This is a genomic window from Agrobacterium sp. FDAARGOS_525 (assembly GCF_003938925.1).
Classification (GTDB): domain Bacteria; phylum Pseudomonadota; class Alphaproteobacteria; order Rhizobiales; family Rhizobiaceae; genus Agrobacterium; species Agrobacterium pusense.
Window position 1 is genome coordinate 637143 of sequence record NZ_RKIU01000004.1, and the last position, 15429, is coordinate 652571.

Consider the following 15429-nt stretch of genomic DNA (forward strand, 5'->3'; position numbering starts at 1 on the left):
CAGGCGGGCCATGGCAAAACGGGATCAGCCCTTGATGGCCTCGGCCTTCGCCTGCATGGTCTTTGCCACCTCCGCGGGATCGAGGTCCTGAATGATCATCCGCTGGCTTTCTTCCATCACCATCTTGCTGAATTCATTGTAGAAGAGCTCAAGTCCGGTCGGAATGCGGTCGATACCCGCCTCGGATGCGGCCTTCATCGTCTCGATCAGTACCGGAAAATGCGGGATGGTCTTTTCGACACCCGACACGTCGGCCTTGGGGCTTGGCGGGGTGTTGCCGCCAAGGGTGGCATAGCTGCGCTGGAACTCCGGCGACATCGTCAGCTTGATGAAATCCGAGACGAGCGCCTTCTGGTCATCGGGAATATCGGCCGGCATGGCGAGCACGTTGGACGATCCTCCCAGCGGCGGATGAAGCGGGGGTGCCGCGTAAACGATGTCAGCCTTGGCTGAACCCTTCTCGGTGGTGCCGTAAAGCCAAGGCCCGTCGAGACGCATCGCCATCTTGCCATCGGCAAAAAGCTTGCGCACGTCGCTGGCGCTCATGTCGACCGGGCTGATACCGCTCTTCATCACGGTTTTCCACCGGGTCAACCCCTCCACCATCTGTGGCGTGTCGATGGTTATGTTGCCATCCTTGTCGGTCCAGTATGCGCCGGCATCGAGGACATAGTTCAGCATCTCCGTCAGATATTGCCCGGGACCGCCCTTGGTCTCGTGGCCGGTCCCGAACTGGTCGATGATACCGTCACCGTTCAAATCCTTGGTGGTGGCTTTTGCGGCCGCCAGAAACTCGTCATAGGTCTTCGGAACCGCGACGCCCGCCTCATCCAGGATCTTCTTGTTATAAGCCATGACGAAGCCGAAGTAGTTCGTCATAATACACACGGTCTCACCGTTCCATTCGCATTTCTGCTGACCGGCCCAGCCGGTCATGTCGATGCCGTCCTTCTTAAGCCACGGGTCGAGCGGCTCCAGCCAGCCGCTGTCGGCGAACATCTGGAACTCGAAGGATGCGAGATGCACGATCTGCGGCGGCTGGTTGGCAGCGAAAAGCGTGGTCATCGTATCCGCGTAGGAGCTGCGTTCCGCCTTGGTGAACTCGATCTTCACGCCGGGATGCTGCTTCTCGAAGGCGGCGATTGCCGAACGCCACCATTCACCCGTTCCCGCGTCATCCGTTTGCCAGGAAATGAATTTCAGGACGGTATCGGCCATGGCAGGGGCAACGGCGCTCATCGTCATCAAAACGGCGGTCGCCGTACCCAGCGCCAGCTTCTTCATTCTTTTGGTCATGGTTTCCTCCTCCAAAGAACCAAATCAGATACGTTCAATAAGGGCGAGCGCCGCCTCCGACGGTCTTACGCCCAGTCCCGGACCCGACGGCAGGTGATACCTGCCTTCGCGGCAATCCATGTCGCCCTCCAGCAGGCGGCGGTTCGGCTCGAAGATCGAATGCTGGAATTCGTGCCCCTTCAGCGTCGGCAACGTCGACGATGCCTGCAGGCTGGCGGCAAGGAATATGCCGGCGCCAATGGTAGCGTGCGGTATGACGTCGATGCCGTGTTCGGCTGCGAGAGCGCCGATACGGATGAAATTGGTGATACCCTTATGGCCCATTTCCGGCTGCACGATCGCAATACGGCAGCGTTCGATGCGGGCGCGCATATCCCAATGGGTGCGCCATTCCTCGCCCACCGCGACCGGCACGTCGGTATTTTTCGAAACCTTTTCCAGCCCGGCAATGTCCTCCGTCCAGACGGGCGCCTCGGCGAACCATGGATCGAATGGCTGCATTTCTGCGATGAGCTCCAGCGCTCGCTCCGGTGTCTGGTTCCAGTGCATATCGGCGGCGATCTTCGCCTGCGGGCCGAGCACCTGCCGAAGATTGGCAAGTTCCGCCGCCGGCCCATCATCGGCAACGGGCGTGGCGAATTTAAAGGCGTCGAAGCCACGATCCTGCCAGTATTTCGCCAGCTCTCCGCGCGCCTTCAGCGTCTTCTCCGGCAGGCCGGAAACATAGGCCGAAAAATTGTCCACGCCGCCACCCAGCAGGTCTCGAATGGATTTTCCGGCTTCCTGTCCGGCAATATCCCAGAGGGCGATATCGATTGCAGCAAGCGCATCCACGTAAAAGCCACCGGTATAACCGCGCACGCGCATCATATCGTAAAGATCGTCGTAGATCGCCGATGGATCGGATGCATCGCGGCCGATCACGAAACCGGCCAGCAGGTCGTTGATGAGAGCCGCCACCGCACCGGGTGCTACGATGCCATAGGTCTCACCCCAGCCGACGGTGCCGGCTTCCGTCGTCATTCGCAGAAGCACGCTGCGGTCGAAGGTTGGATAGACCGTGCGGTTGCCCTTTCTGACGATGTATCCATTGGGGTTGACCACTTCACCTTCCCGCAGCGCTCCGAGATAGGGAACTTTGCGTGGCTGGGTCAGCGTGAAGACTTCGATGGTTGCAACGGGGCTGTTCATGCGGCCTCCGGGGCGACAAGGCCGAGCTCGACGAGGTTGGCGTCGATATCGGCAATCGCCGCCTTGTCGAGTTCCGGGGTGGGCGCGCGGACACCGAGACCCTCGATCACCCCACGGCGGGCCAGCACGTACTTGGTCAGCCGCATGCGATAAACCGCCTGCAGAACCAGAAGCGGAAGAGTGCGGACATAGATTTTCCGGGCCTCATCCTGACGGCCCGCGCGGAGAGCGCGATCTATTGCCACGTGTTCCTCGACGATCTCCAGCGCCGGCATGGCAGCGGTGGCGCCACGCGCATATTCATCCAGAATGTAACGGGCGCCGCCGCCGCCGATGATACCCTTCAATGTTGAGGGCGCATGGGCGATGATATGGCTGATGGCGGGACCGGCCGGCAGCGTTTCTTCCTTGACGTAGGTGACCTGCGGCAGAGACCGGACGATCTCGACAATCGCCTCCGGCGACAGATCAGACCCGCGCGGCGCAGGCGCGTTCTGCAGGATGATTTCAACCCCGGGCAGCGCCTCGACAACCTTACCCAGAAACTCGATCAGCGCCGGCGCATCAGTCCCGACCGATTTTGGCGGCTGAACCATCAGGTGGCGAATACCGAGATCAGATGCGGCGCGGCCATGTTCAACCACGTCTCTCCAGTCTGCCGCGCTCGCGCCCGCCACGACCGGCACCCGGCCAGCAACAGCATCAACAACGATCTTCAGCAGCGACGCACGCTCTGCAGCATCCAAAGTCTCAACCTCACTGGCAAAACCCGGGAACACCACACCATCCACGCCTTTTTCGAGCGCGAAGATCACCAGTCGCTCCATACCCGCTTGGTCAATGCCGCCATCCGCCAGAAAAGGCGTTGGCAAAACGGGCAAAATCCCCTTCAGGCCAGCCACCATCTTACTCCTCCCAATTAAGTATCATATATTGATACCTTGAATTCACTAATTGACACTACATAGACTTGAGCCCTATGACAAGCCCCCAGATGAAATGAACGAGGAGGTTCAGGGAAATGGCAGCACGGGCGACATCGATCATCGTCGATTGGGGAACGACATCATTGCGAGCGGCGCTTGTCGGTAACGACGGGTCGGAACTTGAACATCTGGAAACCGCCGACGGCATTTCGAGCCTTGCCGAAGGGCAACATGAGCCTGCCCTCATGAACGCACTCGCCCCCTGGTTTTCAAAACACGGCGCTCTGCCCGTGGCCGCGCTCGGCATGATCACCAGCCGCAACGGCTGGGTCGAGGTGGCCTATGTGCCCTGCCCGGCGGGACCGGCGGAACTTGCCGCCGGCACGGTGCGCAGGACGTTGCCCAATGGGTCCGACCTTGTATTCCTGCCAGGCCTGAACGACCCCGGCCGCCAGCCGTTTCCGGATGTCATGCGCGGCGAGGAAACCCAGATCGTCGGCCACGGCCTTACGGAAGACGTCACCCTCATCATCCCCGGAACACACAGCAAATGGGCACGGGTGAAGACAGGGCGGATCGATGGTTTCCAGACATTCGTGACCGGTGAAATCTTCAACCTACTCATCAATCACTCCTTCATCGCGCGCGGTTCCGCACAGCCGCCGGTCGACGATCCGGAGGCATACCTGTGGGGTTTGAAAGAGGCCAAAAAATCCGCAGCCATGCTGTCGCTGTTGTTTTCCGCACGCACAGGCGGGCTCGCCGGCAAACTGTCGGCACAGCAGCTGCGGTCTTATGTCCGTGGGCTGGTCATCGGACAGGAATTTCGGCAGGCCCGCGATGCGGGATGGTACGCAGAAGGAGACGATGCGGCGATTGTGGGCAATGATGGGCTCAACGATCTCTATCTGATTGCCGCTGGCGAATTCGGCCTCAGAATATCAATGGGCGATGACGACGCGTTGACGAAGGGAGCCCTGGCGGTTCTGCAGAAGACGCTTTCCTGAATGGAAACGCCGGCTGGACACCTGGTGTCCGGCCTTCACAATACCAGGGACCAACATGTACGATTACCCGGCCAGCATCGGCACCAGCCGTCACGAAAACGATATCCTCACCATCCTGACGCGCCTTCAGCGACTCGGGCTGCCGGAGGACCCGATTGCCTTTTATGGCTCCTCATCTTTCCGGATATGGAACTCCATCGCCGAGGATCTGGGCACGCTCGACATCGTCAATCTCGGCTTTGGCGGCGGCACCTGCCTCTCGGCCGTTCACTACATGGAAAAACTCCTGCTGCCGCTGGGACCCCGGAGAGTGGCGCTCTATTTCGGCGAGAACGACATAGCCAGCGATGGCTTAAAGGCGGCCACGGCGCTGCAACATCTGCAGGGGCTCAGGCATCGCATCCTGCAGGCGCTGCCGCAGACGCAGGTTTTTGTTCTGGCCATCAAGCACAGCCCCGCGCGCTGGATTTATCGTGGCGAATTCGACCTTTTCAACCGCATGGCGCAGGACTGGTGCGAAAACTCCAACGACGCCGTCTGGCTGGACCCGAATGCCGGCCTTATGGGGGAAAACGGCCTGCCGATGTTCCGCTATTATCTTCCCGACCTGGTTCACCTTAATACCGCAGGTTACGCGGTCTGGGCGGAAGCACTTCGGAAGACGCCGGCGCTTCTCGCCTGATTTTCAGGAAAGAAGCCCGGCATCGACATGCTACCGCATCGCCTGGGCGGATTCGATTGAGTCCGCCAGTATTTCCAGCCCGAGGTCGATCTCGGCATCGGATACGGTGAGCGCCGGCGCAATGCGGAAAACACCGCCCATGCCGGGCAGTTTGACGATGTTCATGCTGAGCCCTCGCAGCATCGCCTCCTGCATGATGCGGGCGCCGAGCTCGAAACCGGGCGCTTTCGTATGCCTGTCGGCCACGACCTCTAGCCCCAGCAGAAGCCCGCGGCCGCGCACGTCGCCGACACACTCGAACCGCTGTTGAAGTGACAGAAGGCCTTCCTTCAGGCGGTTGCCACGGGCGATTGCCTGCTCGACAAGGCCATCGCGGGCCACCACGTCGAGAACCGTAACGCCGACAGCCGCAGGCAACGGATCCGACACGTGGGTCGTATAGAAGAGAAAACCTCTCTCAAAGGCTTTCTGCTCCACCTCCTCGCTGGTCATTACCGCGGCGAGCGGGAGGCCGGCCCCCAGCGTTTTTGACAGCGTCATGATGTCGGGTGTAACGCCATCCCGCTGAAAGGCGAACATGTGCCCGGTCCTTCCGACCCCGGTCTGGGCTTCATCGAGGATGAGCAGCATGCCGCGCTCGACACACTTCTTCTTGAGCGCAGCAAGATAGCCGACGGGCAATTCGAGGATGCCACCGCTCGACAGAATTGGTTCGGCAATGAAGGCGGCAAGGTTGCCGGTGGACTGGCGGTCTATCAGTTCGAAGGCGTCATCAAGCTCCGCCTTCCAGTCATTCGATCCATCAGAATTCGTGAATCGCGGACGATAGGCGTTCGGTGCGGGGATGACGAGCGAGCCAGCCGTTGCAGGGCCATAGCCCCTGCGGCCGGCGCTATAGGTCGCGGAAGCCGCTGCGCCGGTCATTCCGTGCCAGCTCTGCGCGAAAGCGACGATCTCGTGACCACCGGTGACGAGCTTCGCCATACGGATGGCCGCCTCGTTGGATTCGGCGCCCGTGGTCAGCAATTGTACCCGGTCGAGACCCGGCGCAAGAGCTGCCAGCCTCGCCGCGAGCTCGACCACGGGACGGGACAACATCCCGGAAAACAGATGCGCAACCGACGCCATCTGCCGGTTGACGGTGGCGACGATGTCGGGATGGGTATGCCCGAGCAGGGCGCTCATCTGGCCGGAGGTGAAATCGAGGATGGCACGGCCATCCGCATCATAAACGAAACTCCCCTCGGCCCGCTCAACAATGATCTCCTCAAAGGCAGGCCCATAACGGGTGAGATGTCTGTTGGCCGCCGCCCAGAAGGCCGGCTCCTCATTCAACGATGTGAAGTTCTTCGAAAGATCGTCCATGCCGAGGTTCCCTGTGTTTGATTTTGCCGGACGATAACAGGCTCTTGCAGCGGCAGTCCAATTGATAGTATTTCAAGCGGATATAGATAATTTTGATATCGCCATGCTTGATCTCACACTTCTGAAGAACTTTGTCACCGTTGCGCGCGCAGGCTCCATCAGCACCGCAGCGACGCAGGTGGGGCGCACGCAATCGGCGCTCAGCACACAGATGCAGCGGCTGGAAGAACAGGTGGGGCAACCGTTGCTGCAACGAACCGGTGCGGGGGTACGGGTGACGGCGGCGGGCGAAAAACTGCTGGCCCATGCCAGCACCCTGCTGGCCCGTCATGACGAAATCCTCGCCGACATGAACGGCGCCACGGTTCAGGGCACGGTTAGCCTCGGATGTCCCGAAGATTATTCCATCGCCTTTCTTCCCGAATTGCTCAGGGGCTTCTGCGCCACCTATCCGGAAGTCGATTTGCGTATGGTCTGCGCGCCGACGATAGAGCTGCGCCCTCTCCTTCAGCGCCGTCAGATCGACATGGCGCTGGTTTCGCGCTCGGAACCGGATCACTCCGAGGTTCTTCGAAGGGAAAGCTTCGTCTGGGTGACCGACAGGCCGGACACGCAACTTCTTGCCAAGGATGTGCTGCCGCTCGCTCTTTCGGCGCCAGCGACGCTGGATCATCGCGCGGCGTGCAACGCCATGGAAACCGCCAATCGCCGCTACAGGATCGCCTTTGCCAGCAACAGCCTAGCGGGTCTCATCGCAATTGCGCGATCCGGCCATGCCATCAGCGTGCTCACGAGAACCGCTGTCCCACCCGATCTGCACGTCGTTAAAAGCTGGCTGCCTCCGCTGCCGACAATCGGCATAGCAATCGAATGCTCCGGCCCGCAGAGCTCCCCGGCGGCCAGGGCTTTGGGTGACCACATCCGTGCTGTTCTTCCAAGGTTGACCCCTTGAAACATTCCACCCAAGGCCACCGCATTCGCGCGGCTTTTGGATGAACGCAATGCAGTTTTGCCCCAGAACCAAAAGAGGCCCGTTGTTCTTTTCAAACAACGAGCCTCTATCGTGCCGCTGGGCGGAGCGACCGGAGACAAATTCGCCTCCTGCACATGAACCTCAGATGAACAGCGACCCTTAACAAAGCCCGAGAAACCACCCGTAAGAATCCGGCGTAACGGCAGGCCGGATCGTTGAGATAATTCCGACAGAGCTTGGAAATTGCGTCGAGGGATCAGATCGGATCAAGACCCGCTCAACGAAAACGTGTATCCAGCGATCAGGGCAGCCATTTGGTCAAACCTTCGGACGCCCCTTCCGGGTGCACATGGGCAGGCGACCATCTGCGGCAGAAATATCTCATGGGGTTGATGGCTATGGGGCCAGCATTGGACATGCCGAGGGACCGGTGATGGAAACAAGACGAAACCGCGTCATCACGACTGGAATAATTCTGGGGCTTCTCGGCGCGATGATACCGATCGCCACCATGGCCTACGCATCATGGATCATCGCGGTCAGGAAGGACCAGAACATTTTGAAGACGCTTGCCGATCAGGCTATTCAACGGGCGTCGGACACGTTCCGGGACGCAGAGAATGCGCTCGATGAGGTGGAAGCTGCCCGCTTGCCTTCCTGTTCCAACGACCACATAGAACTGATGCGCAGACTGACGATAAATGCACCCTCAGTGGAAGAAATCGGATATTTCGAAAACGGCGTCCTGAAATGCACCTCCTGGGGAGCCACCCAGGAAACGATACGCCAATCGCCGATCGATTTTACGACCGGTCAGGGATTAGAGGTGGCTATTCGCGTGGAGCCAAGCGCCAGTCGCGGCACACGGATGATCGCCCTTCACCACGGCGCGCACGGCGCACTTGTCAAACCCTCGCGTTTTGTCGACATCCTCATGGACGACAGCATGTCCCTCGCTCTTACGAACGACCGGGGCATTTTGATAAATGAACTGAATGCACCTGACCGCGCCCTGGTGCCGGCACCGCTCGGCAAGCCCGAAAAGGGCATGACGGAAGACACCATCTATGCTGTCAGCCGCCATGACGATCTGGTGGCGATTGCGATGGAGCCACGTTCCAACGTCGCAGAGCAGGTGCGGCGTGAACGGATCTTGTTTCTTCCCGCCGGGGCAATTGTCGCGGCCTTTGTGGTCGGCATCGTGGCATGGTTGTCGAAGAGGCGCCTGTCGCCACTCGCGGAGCTCGAGATAGCCGTTCGCAAACGGGAATTCATCGTTCATTACCAGCCGATCGTAGAATTGAAGACGGGCATCTGCGTGGGGGCGGAAGCGCTGGTGCGATGGAGGCGGCCGGACGGTACGCTTGTCCGCCCCGACCTGTTTATCCCCCTGGCGGAAGAAAGCGGCCTGATCATGCCGATCACCGATCAGGTCATCGACGCCGTCATTGCCGATCTTCGCAAGGTGCTTGTCGAGGACCGAACCCTGCACATCGCCATTAATCTCTGCGCCGACGACATCAAGTCTGGGCGTGTTCTCGCGGTCATCGCCAGCAAGCTTCAGCATACGGACATCCGGCCCGAGCAGATCTGGCTTGAGGCCACCGAGCGTGGCTTCATCGACATCAACGCGGCAAAGGTCACCCTTGCCGAGGCGCGCCAGCGCGGCCATTCGGTGGCGATCGACGATTTCGGAACCGGCTACTCCAGCCTTCAATATTTGCAGGGCCTTCCCCTGGACGCGTTGAAGATAGACAAATCCTTTGTCGACACGGTGGGCAAAGATACCGCAACGAGTTCGGTCACATCACACATCATCGGCATGGCGAAAGCGCTTGGCCTGTTCACCGTGGCAGAAGGTATCGAGGCGGAAGACCAGCGGGACTATCTGGAAGGTCAGGGTGTGGATTTCGGTCAAGGATGGCTGTTTGCGAAAGCGCTTCCCGCCAGCGAATTCCTTGCCTACCACCGTCACACGAAGCAGAAATACGGCGTCTCTCCCGAAATCATCAAGGCGGCGGGCAAATAGGACATGGTCGTGTGCGAGGTCGAATCCCGGGCTGGCAGGCAACACAGGTTGAAACTGCAATATCTCAAAAAGAGACCTCCCCAAAAGCATCTTGGAGGAGGCCAGTTGGGGAGGTCGTCCACGGTGACCAAGCCAGGGGCAGTTTCGGAGCGCTTGGCCACACAGCCCATCGGACGGGCCGCTCTCGAACCGGGCACTGCGGCAATTGTTCCCTGACAGGCGTTTTTTGACTTCATGCGCATCCCAGGGGCAGCAATTGATACCCCTGAGAGAAAAGCGCGAACCTCAGCCGGCGGGAACATCATCTGGCGAGGCGAGTTAGGGGCGGTTCAACAACAGGAGAAACGCGATGCCCCGCGGCGACAAATCGTCCTACACGGACAAGCAGAAGCGCAAGGCCGAACATATCGAAGAAGGATATGAGGATCGTGGCGTACCCGAAAAAGAGGCCGAACGCAGGGCCTGGGCCACGGTGAACAAGGAGAGCGGCGGTGGCAAGAAATCCGGCGCCGGCCGCGGACACGCGGAAAACCACGCGCCATCGAAAAAGGGTGGCCGCAAGGGCGGCGAGGCCGCGGCTGCGAGACCCAAGGCCGAACGGTCCGCCTCCGCCAAGAAGGCTGCGGCCACCCGCAAGCGCAATGAACAGCATGCACAGCATTGAACCGTAAACCGATCGTGTGTTCGCCAACCAGAGGCGCTGATGACGTCCATGACGTCATGACATCCGATGCGTGCAACATGAATGCCGGGGGAACCGTTGGAGGCCTGCGTAGCTGAACAATCAGCCAAGGGCGGTCACCTGCCTTCCCAACCGGCACCGATCAGTCCCCGTCGGTTTCAGCGTTCTCTCCGTCCCGCATCATCGTCAGCAGCGGTTCGCGCGCGATGTTTTCTTCGATCCGCTGATGGCCAGAGGTTTCCGGTAGAGCCTTCTTGAAGTTTGCTGCGTAATCCTTCGGCATTTTCGGTGGCATCATCGGTTCGTATCTATCAACATTGGCCTGGATAATGACCGGTCCTTCCACCGCGAACGCCTCGTCAAGAACCCGCTCGATCTCATCAAATGTGGAGATCGTGAAACCTCTTCCCCCCATTGCATCTGCCGCCGCGGCAAAGTTGATCGGCGCGAGTTCGCAGGCGAATTGCGGGTGGCCGAGGAACATCATCTGCTCCCAGGCGATCTGGTTCAACATTCCATTGCATATGACCAGAATCCTGAGCGGCAGGCGATGCCGCACGGCGGTGGAAAATTCGCCCAGTTGCATTGCAAGGCCGCCGTCGCCCACAACCGCATGCACATGCCGGCCGGGACACGCCAGTCCTGCGGCAATGGCATAGGGCAAACCGGAGGCCATCGAGGCGAGTGCACCCGAAACGGAAAAGGCGTTTGTGGTCCTAAGATCGATGTGGCGCGCCGCCAACTCGGTATTCTGGCCTGAGTCGGTCACGAGCATTGCGTCCGAACCCATGCGTCGCCCGAAGGCGTGAGCCACCGGCTGTGGCTTCAATGGGTGCGAGCGGTCCGAGGTGAGAAGCGCCATCTGCTCACGCCACCCGCGCATCTGGTCCTGTGCGGCTTCAAGAAAAGACCGGTCGCCCTTTTTGTCCAGCATGGCGTTCAGGCGGCGCAATATGTCGCACGCATCGCCCACAAGGCCACACTGCACGGGATGACGAAGCCCAATGCGTTGCGGGTCGAGATCGATCTGGACTGCCTTGACTGCCCGGGGATCAGGGTAAAATTCGATATAGGGAAAAGTCGATCCGACAATCAGCAACGTGTCGCAATTTTTTCATGATTTCCTGGGATGGTGCAGTGCCCAGGATACCGATACCGCCGGTGGTGTATGGGTCGTCATCATCCAAGGCCGCCTTGCCGAGAAGCGCCTTCGCCACCGGTGCGCCCAGCAGTTCCGCGCTTTGCTTCAGCTGGTCGCGCGCTTCGATAGCACCGCGCCCGGCCAGGATAGCCACCCTTTTTCCGTCGTTGAGCAAGCCGGCGGCCTCTCGGACAAGATTGTCAGCGGGTTCGTGGCGGTAAGAGAACCATTCATTCGGAACGTGCCTCGGCAGGTTTCGCCGGGATCGGCCTTCCTCTTCTGCCGGCTTTTCCTGCGTGTCGTTGGCGACCGAAAGATGCGCCACACCGCGGCGGGCGAGAGCGGTCCGGCAGGCAAGGCTGGCGACATTTTCCATATGTGCCGCGTCGCTGACAACAGTATTGTAGACGCTGACATCTTCAAAGACCCGTGTCAGGTCAACATCCTGCTGCGTAAAGGTTTCGACTAGGTCATGATATTGCATCCCGGTGATCGCAAGGACAGGAACCTGATCGAGTTTGGCATCATAGAGGCCTGTCAGCAGATTGGTGCCGCCGGGTCCCGAGGTCGCGAGACAGACCCCCAGCTTTCCCGTCCATTTGGCGTAGGCCGTCGCCATGAAGGCCGCAGACTGCTCATGCCGGGTCTGGATAAACCTTACGGCGTCCTGACGCTTGCGCAGTGCTTCCATCACGCCATTGATACCATCGCCCGGAAGACCGAAGACGGTATCGACGTTCCATTCGATCAATGTCTCCACCAGAATATCGGCTGCTGTGGTCATTGTCCGTTCCTCGCTCCTGTCGCACCCCTCCGATTGCCGCCGGGATGCTCATTTTTCAAGAGAGTCGTATTCGGCTCCACGATACGACGCTGTCGGGGTCATCGCCGCGGCCGAAGCGAGCCCCAAGGCAGCAAACCCGTCACCCAGGCACGCGCCCCTCCACACGGCTTGCCCACCGGGTTCAGATGATCGGCTTGCCGCCGGTCACGGCTATGGTTGCGCCGGACACATAGCTCGAAAGAGGATCAGCCAGCATGACATAGGTTGTCGCCAATTCGGCTGGCTGTCCTGGGCGCTTCATCGGCACCTGCTTGCCAAACTCGGCTACTTTTTCCGCGGGCATGGTGGAAGGTATAAGGGGTGTCCAGATCGGACCGGGCGCGACCGCATTCGCCCGGATGCCTTTTTCCGCCAGCAGCTGCGCCAGGCCAGCCGTAAAATTCTGGATCGCGCCCTTCGTGGTCGCATAAGCAAGGAGAGTCGGATTGGGACTGTCGGAATTGACGGAGGCGGTGTTGATGATTGCCGCCCCGGCCTTCATGTGTGGAACGGCTGCCTTCGTCAGATAGAACATTGCGTGGATATTGACGGCAAAAGTCATCTCCCACTCGTCGTCACTGATGTCTTCTATTTCGGTGAAGGTGTTCTGATGGGCCGCGTTGTTGACGAGGATGTCGATGCCGCCCAGTTCCGTACGGGCCTTTTCGACAATCTGGCGGCAATGGGAGGATGACTGGATGTCGCCCGCCACCAGAACCGCCCTGCGTCCGGCTTCCTCTACCAGACGCCTCGTTTCTTCAGCGTCATCGTGTTCGTCGAGATACGCTATCAATATATCGGCGCCCTCGCGCGCATAAGCGATGGCGACTGCCCGCCCGATACCGCTATCGCCACCGGTAATGATCGCCTTTTTTCCCTCCAGTCGGCCAGACCCTACATATGTCTTTTCACCGTGATCAGGAACAGGTGACATCTCATTGGTACGGCCTGGGATTTTCTGTTGCTGTTCTGGAAAAGGGGGCTGCGGGTAACCGGTCATGGAGCTTTCCTGTCTTTCACAAAATAAACAAAGAAATCCCCGCGGCGCGCGCGGGGATCTTTCGGCTATCGGTAGTCACTAGGAGTTTTTATGGCTCTGCTGGCCGGCCTTTACATGCTGCTCATGCGTGCCGCCGCGGGTTTTGCCGTTGTCACCGCCGCCGGAGGCCGATGCAGACTGCGAACGCTTATCGCTGCCTTTATGGCTCTGCTGGCCTGCTTTCACGTGCTGTTCGTGCGTACCACCCTGATTTGCCATGGTATGTCTCCTCATGTTGGTGATTTATCACTCGCGCGCCTCATGGCCCGCACCAGTCGAACTGCGCGGCCCGAAAGGAGTTCCGAGATTTAACATTTCGTGAGGACGTATTTCAGGGACCGGCGTGGAACGCTGGCTCGCGGCCCTTGAGCTTTTGGCCCAGATGGTCGGCAAGCCGCATGGCAAGCGCCACGGCCGGCAAGGTGGGATTGGCGTGCCCGCCCGTCGGGAACACGCAGCTCCCTGCGACATAGAGATTGGTGACACCGTGGACCTTGCAGTCACTGTCGACCACGCCCGCATCGGCTGTTGCGGCCATCCGGGTCAAGCCGATCTGATGGAACCCGTCATAGGCCTGAACACGAAGAGCCTGCCTCCGCTCTGAAGAGGGGTGTAGAAAGTCGAGCTTCCCTACCCCATTTTCCCGCAGCCACTGATCCAGAAAAGCATGGGATTTTTCGATCGACTCCAGATCTTCCTCGCTGACCCGGTAGTCTATCGCAACAGCGGCGGGCCGATCCTCCACGCCGGCGGGAGCCGGCAGAACCGTGCTGGCGTGATCAGGTATCTGCTCTGCGTGATAACGCAGGAGATAGCGCCGTGCCGGATTCACGAGCGGTTTATTGCGATCGCGGCGGCGGAGGAGCTGGCCGACTGTGGCCTGCAGATCGCGAAAAGCCGTCAACGTAGGGACCAGATTCCGGAAATGCTCGCGATAACGAACGCCTGTGCTCAGGCGGGACCCTGCGGCCTTACCCTTGGCCAGCAGACCATAAAGTCCGGTTAATTGCAGGGCGAGAAAGAGGGCGGAAAGACCGGCAGAATGGTGAATCGCGTTCGATATGGAGATGGTATCGAGCCAGAAGACGGAATTGAGCAGACCCAGACGCTGCTGGACATCCCCGGAAAGCTGGAACCTTCGACGGAAAATTCCGCCGGAAGGCGCTCTTTGAAAAGACAGCTGTTCCACCGTGGCGTCATTCTCAAGCTCGATCACGGCAATATAACCGGTAAGATGGCCTTGATAATAATGCCCGAGCGTCGGAGAAATACGCTCGGGCTGTTTCGTGCGTAGTTCGTGAAGCAAGCGGACATTGCCCACGCCGCCGCAGGCCAGCACAAGCGTCGTTACCGGAACACGCATGTCGCCATGCCCGTTGCTGAGCCGGACATCCGTAACCGCCCCCGTGGCGTCGACATCGATTGTCGTTGCGGATGTATCCGAAAGAAAATGTATCAAACGGGATTTTTCAATTCGCTCCCGGCATGTCACGCCAAGGTCCGGCTGGCTGCTCCACCACTCGATAGAGTCAAGATGGACATCTCCTGCCGGTGAAGCACCGACGCCCGGCGACAGAGCCGAAGCCCTGACATTCAGAAAGTGCAGGGCATCGGCATAATAGCGGCTTATACTCCCATGACCGATCGGCCACCCGGAATTGGGAACATGCGCACGCTCGAGAAAATCAATGTCATCGAACGGCACACAACGCCCGCCCCACAGTGACGTGGTTCCTCCGAGCCCTCCTGCCGTCGAAGAAGCCAGAGGCGCATGGTGGTGGTTTGTAATGCTGGCAAGCCGTCCATCATGGCCATTTCGGCCCGCCTCCACCAGCAGAACACTTACGCCCTGCCTTTCGAGGGCAAAGGCAAGCGCGAGCCCGACCGGCCCCGCCCCAATAACGCAAACCTGAAACGATATCGAAGACGCGCCCGGATTGTATTCGACCATCACCCCTCGCTTCCACGGATCATTTTCACACTAACGGATGGTGGGGGGTGCCTTGCAACGCCAAGTTTTCACCGTTCACTTCGCGCCACTCGCCCCCCCGGGCGGGAGCGCCGTACAGGCTAGCCAGAGAGCTCGCCGGACGCAGACCCGAGTGCAAGAGAAGAGCTTATGCGGCAGCGGCTTCGGAACCATGCAGATGAAGAGCAATTTCAAAGCCTCGCCGTTCCAGCCAACGGGCCACGACCCGGGCGCGAGCTTCCAGCGGCTTATCTACGGGAACGATGCGAGCGGCATGATTCACCGGCAACACACATGTCTGCCGCT

General features: G+C 59.8%; 12 protein-coding genes and 1 pseudogene. 5 read left to right on the forward strand and 8 right to left on the reverse strand.

What is annotated here, in order from left to right; all coding sequences use genetic code 11:
- Positions 1–24: 24 nt before the first annotated feature.
- From EGT36_RS19295 to EGT36_RS19305, 3 genes are read right to left on the reverse strand one after another with little or no spacing between them, the layout of a single operon-like run.
- Positions 25–1296, reverse strand: a complete 1272-nt coding sequence (locus tag EGT36_RS19295) for an ABC transporter substrate-binding protein (protein ID WP_125270865.1) — start codon at positions 1294–1296, stop codon at positions 25–27.
- A gap of 24 nt (positions 1297–1320) precedes the next feature.
- Positions 1321–2487 (reverse strand): mandelate racemase/muconate lactonizing enzyme family protein, encoded by a 1167-nt coding sequence (locus EGT36_RS19300; RefSeq protein ID WP_044459757.1) that lies wholly within the window; start codon positions 2485–2487, stop codon positions 1321–1323.
- Entirely contained in the window at positions 2484–3392 is a 909-nt protein-coding gene (locus EGT36_RS19305; protein ID WP_004438166.1) for a dihydrodipicolinate synthase family protein, read from the reverse strand. The genes EGT36_RS19300 and EGT36_RS19305 overlap by 4 nt, the downstream gene beginning before the upstream one ends.
- Before the next feature lie 116 nt (positions 3393–3508).
- On the opposite strand from EGT36_RS19305, the gene EGT36_RS19310 reads away from it, so the two are divergent.
- Positions 3509–4420 (forward strand): 2-dehydro-3-deoxygalactonokinase, encoded by a 912-nt coding sequence (locus EGT36_RS19310; protein WP_125270866.1) that lies wholly within the window; start codon positions 3509–3511, stop codon positions 4418–4420.
- Positions 4421–4475: 55 nt separating this feature from the next.
- Positions 4476–5102 (forward strand): GDSL-type esterase/lipase family protein, encoded by a 627-nt coding sequence (locus EGT36_RS19315; RefSeq protein WP_125270867.1) that lies wholly within the window; start codon positions 4476–4478, stop codon positions 5100–5102.
- 30 nt (positions 5103–5132) lie between these two features.
- Here the strand turns inward: EGT36_RS19315 and EGT36_RS19320 are convergent, their stop codons facing one another.
- Positions 5133–6467 carry an aspartate aminotransferase family protein gene (locus EGT36_RS19320; RefSeq protein ID WP_125270868.1) on the reverse strand — a complete coding sequence of 445 codons (1335 nt, stop codon included), beginning with the start codon at positions 6465–6467 and terminating at the stop codon, positions 5133–5135.
- 103 nt (positions 6468–6570) lie between these two features.
- On the opposite strand from EGT36_RS19320, the gene EGT36_RS19325 reads away from it, so the two are divergent.
- From EGT36_RS19325 to EGT36_RS19335, 3 genes are all read left to right on the forward strand, one after another.
- A complete protein-coding gene (locus tag EGT36_RS19325) occupies positions 6571–7419 on the forward strand; it encodes a LysR family transcriptional regulator (RefSeq protein ID WP_172965676.1) in 849 nt (282 codons plus the stop codon).
- 454 nt (positions 7420–7873) lie between these two features.
- The gene (locus EGT36_RS19330; RefSeq protein ID WP_125270870.1) at positions 7874–9469 is read left to right on the forward strand and encodes an EAL domain-containing protein; all 1596 of its coding nucleotides are present in this window, start codon (positions 7874–7876) and stop codon (positions 9467–9469) included.
- Positions 9470–9818: 349 nt separating this feature from the next.
- On the forward strand, positions 9819–10133 hold the full coding sequence (locus tag EGT36_RS19335) for a hypothetical protein (protein WP_006698691.1): 315 nt from the start codon (positions 9819–9821) through the stop codon (positions 10131–10133).
- A 160-nt stretch (positions 10134–10293) separates the two neighbouring features.
- Here the strand turns inward: EGT36_RS19335 and EGT36_RS19340 are convergent.
- The 4 genes and pseudogenes from EGT36_RS19340 to EGT36_RS19355 all read right to left on the reverse strand — a co-directional run bounded on the left by EGT36_RS19340 (position 10294) and on the right by EGT36_RS19355 (position 15105).
- Positions 10294–12076 (reverse strand): annotated as a pseudogene (locus EGT36_RS19340) (thiamine pyrophosphate-binding protein).
- Between the two features lie 181 nt (positions 12077–12257).
- A complete protein-coding gene (locus EGT36_RS19345; protein WP_034498416.1) occupies positions 12258–13115 on the reverse strand; it encodes an SDR family oxidoreductase in 858 nt (285 codons plus the stop codon).
- A gap of 78 nt (positions 13116–13193) precedes the next feature.
- The gene (locus EGT36_RS19350) at positions 13194–13373 is read right to left on the reverse strand and encodes a hypothetical protein (RefSeq protein WP_004438143.1); all 180 of its coding nucleotides are present in this window, start codon (positions 13371–13373) and stop codon (positions 13194–13196) included.
- 112 nt (positions 13374–13485) lie between these two features.
- A complete protein-coding gene (locus EGT36_RS19355; RefSeq protein WP_125270871.1) occupies positions 13486–15105 on the reverse strand; it encodes a GMC oxidoreductase in 1620 nt (539 codons plus the stop codon).
- Positions 15106–15429 lie beyond the last annotated feature (324 nt).

What these genes read in the sequence shown, in the direction of transcription:
- EGT36_RS19310 (WP_125270866.1), top strand. Translation starts at nt 3,509, where the DNA reads ATGGCAGCACGGGCGACATCGATCATCGTCGATTGGGGAACGACATCA.
- EGT36_RS19330 (WP_125270870.1), top strand. Translation starts at nt 7,874, where the DNA reads ATGGAAACAAGACGAAACCGCGTCATCACGACTGGAATAATTCTGGGG.
- EGT36_RS19325 (WP_172965676.1), top strand. Translation starts at nt 6,571, where the DNA reads ATGCTTGATCTCACACTTCTGAAGAACTTTGTCACCGTTGCGCGCGCA.
- EGT36_RS19295 (WP_125270865.1), bottom strand. Translation starts at nt 1,296, where the DNA reads ATGACCAAAAGAATGAAGAAGCTGGCGCTGGGTACGGCGACCGCCGTT.
- EGT36_RS19315 (WP_125270867.1), top strand. Translation starts at nt 4,476, where the DNA reads ATGTACGATTACCCGGCCAGCATCGGCACCAGCCGTCACGAAAACGAT.
- EGT36_RS19305 (WP_004438166.1), bottom strand. Translation starts at nt 3,392, where the DNA reads ATGGTGGCTGGCCTGAAGGGGATTTTGCCCGTTTTGCCAACGCCTTTT.
- EGT36_RS19320 (WP_125270868.1), bottom strand. Translation starts at nt 6,467, where the DNA reads ATGGACGATCTTTCGAAGAACTTCACATCGTTGAATGAGGAGCCGGCC.
- EGT36_RS19345 (WP_034498416.1), bottom strand. Translation starts at nt 13,115, where the DNA reads ATGACCGGTTACCCGCAGCCCCCTTTTCCAGAACAGCAACAGAAAATC.
- EGT36_RS19350 (WP_004438143.1), bottom strand. Translation starts at nt 13,373, where the DNA reads ATGGCAAATCAGGGTGGTACGCACGAACAGCACGTGAAAGCAGGCCAG.
- EGT36_RS19355 (WP_125270871.1), bottom strand. Translation starts at nt 15,105, where the DNA reads ATGGTCGAATACAATCCGGGCGCGTCTTCGATATCGTTTCAGGTTTGC.
- EGT36_RS19335 (WP_006698691.1), top strand. Translation starts at nt 9,819, where the DNA reads ATGCCCCGCGGCGACAAATCGTCCTACACGGACAAGCAGAAGCGCAAG.
- EGT36_RS19300 (WP_044459757.1), bottom strand. Translation starts at nt 2,487, where the DNA reads ATGAACAGCCCCGTTGCAACCATCGAAGTCTTCACGCTGACCCAGCCA.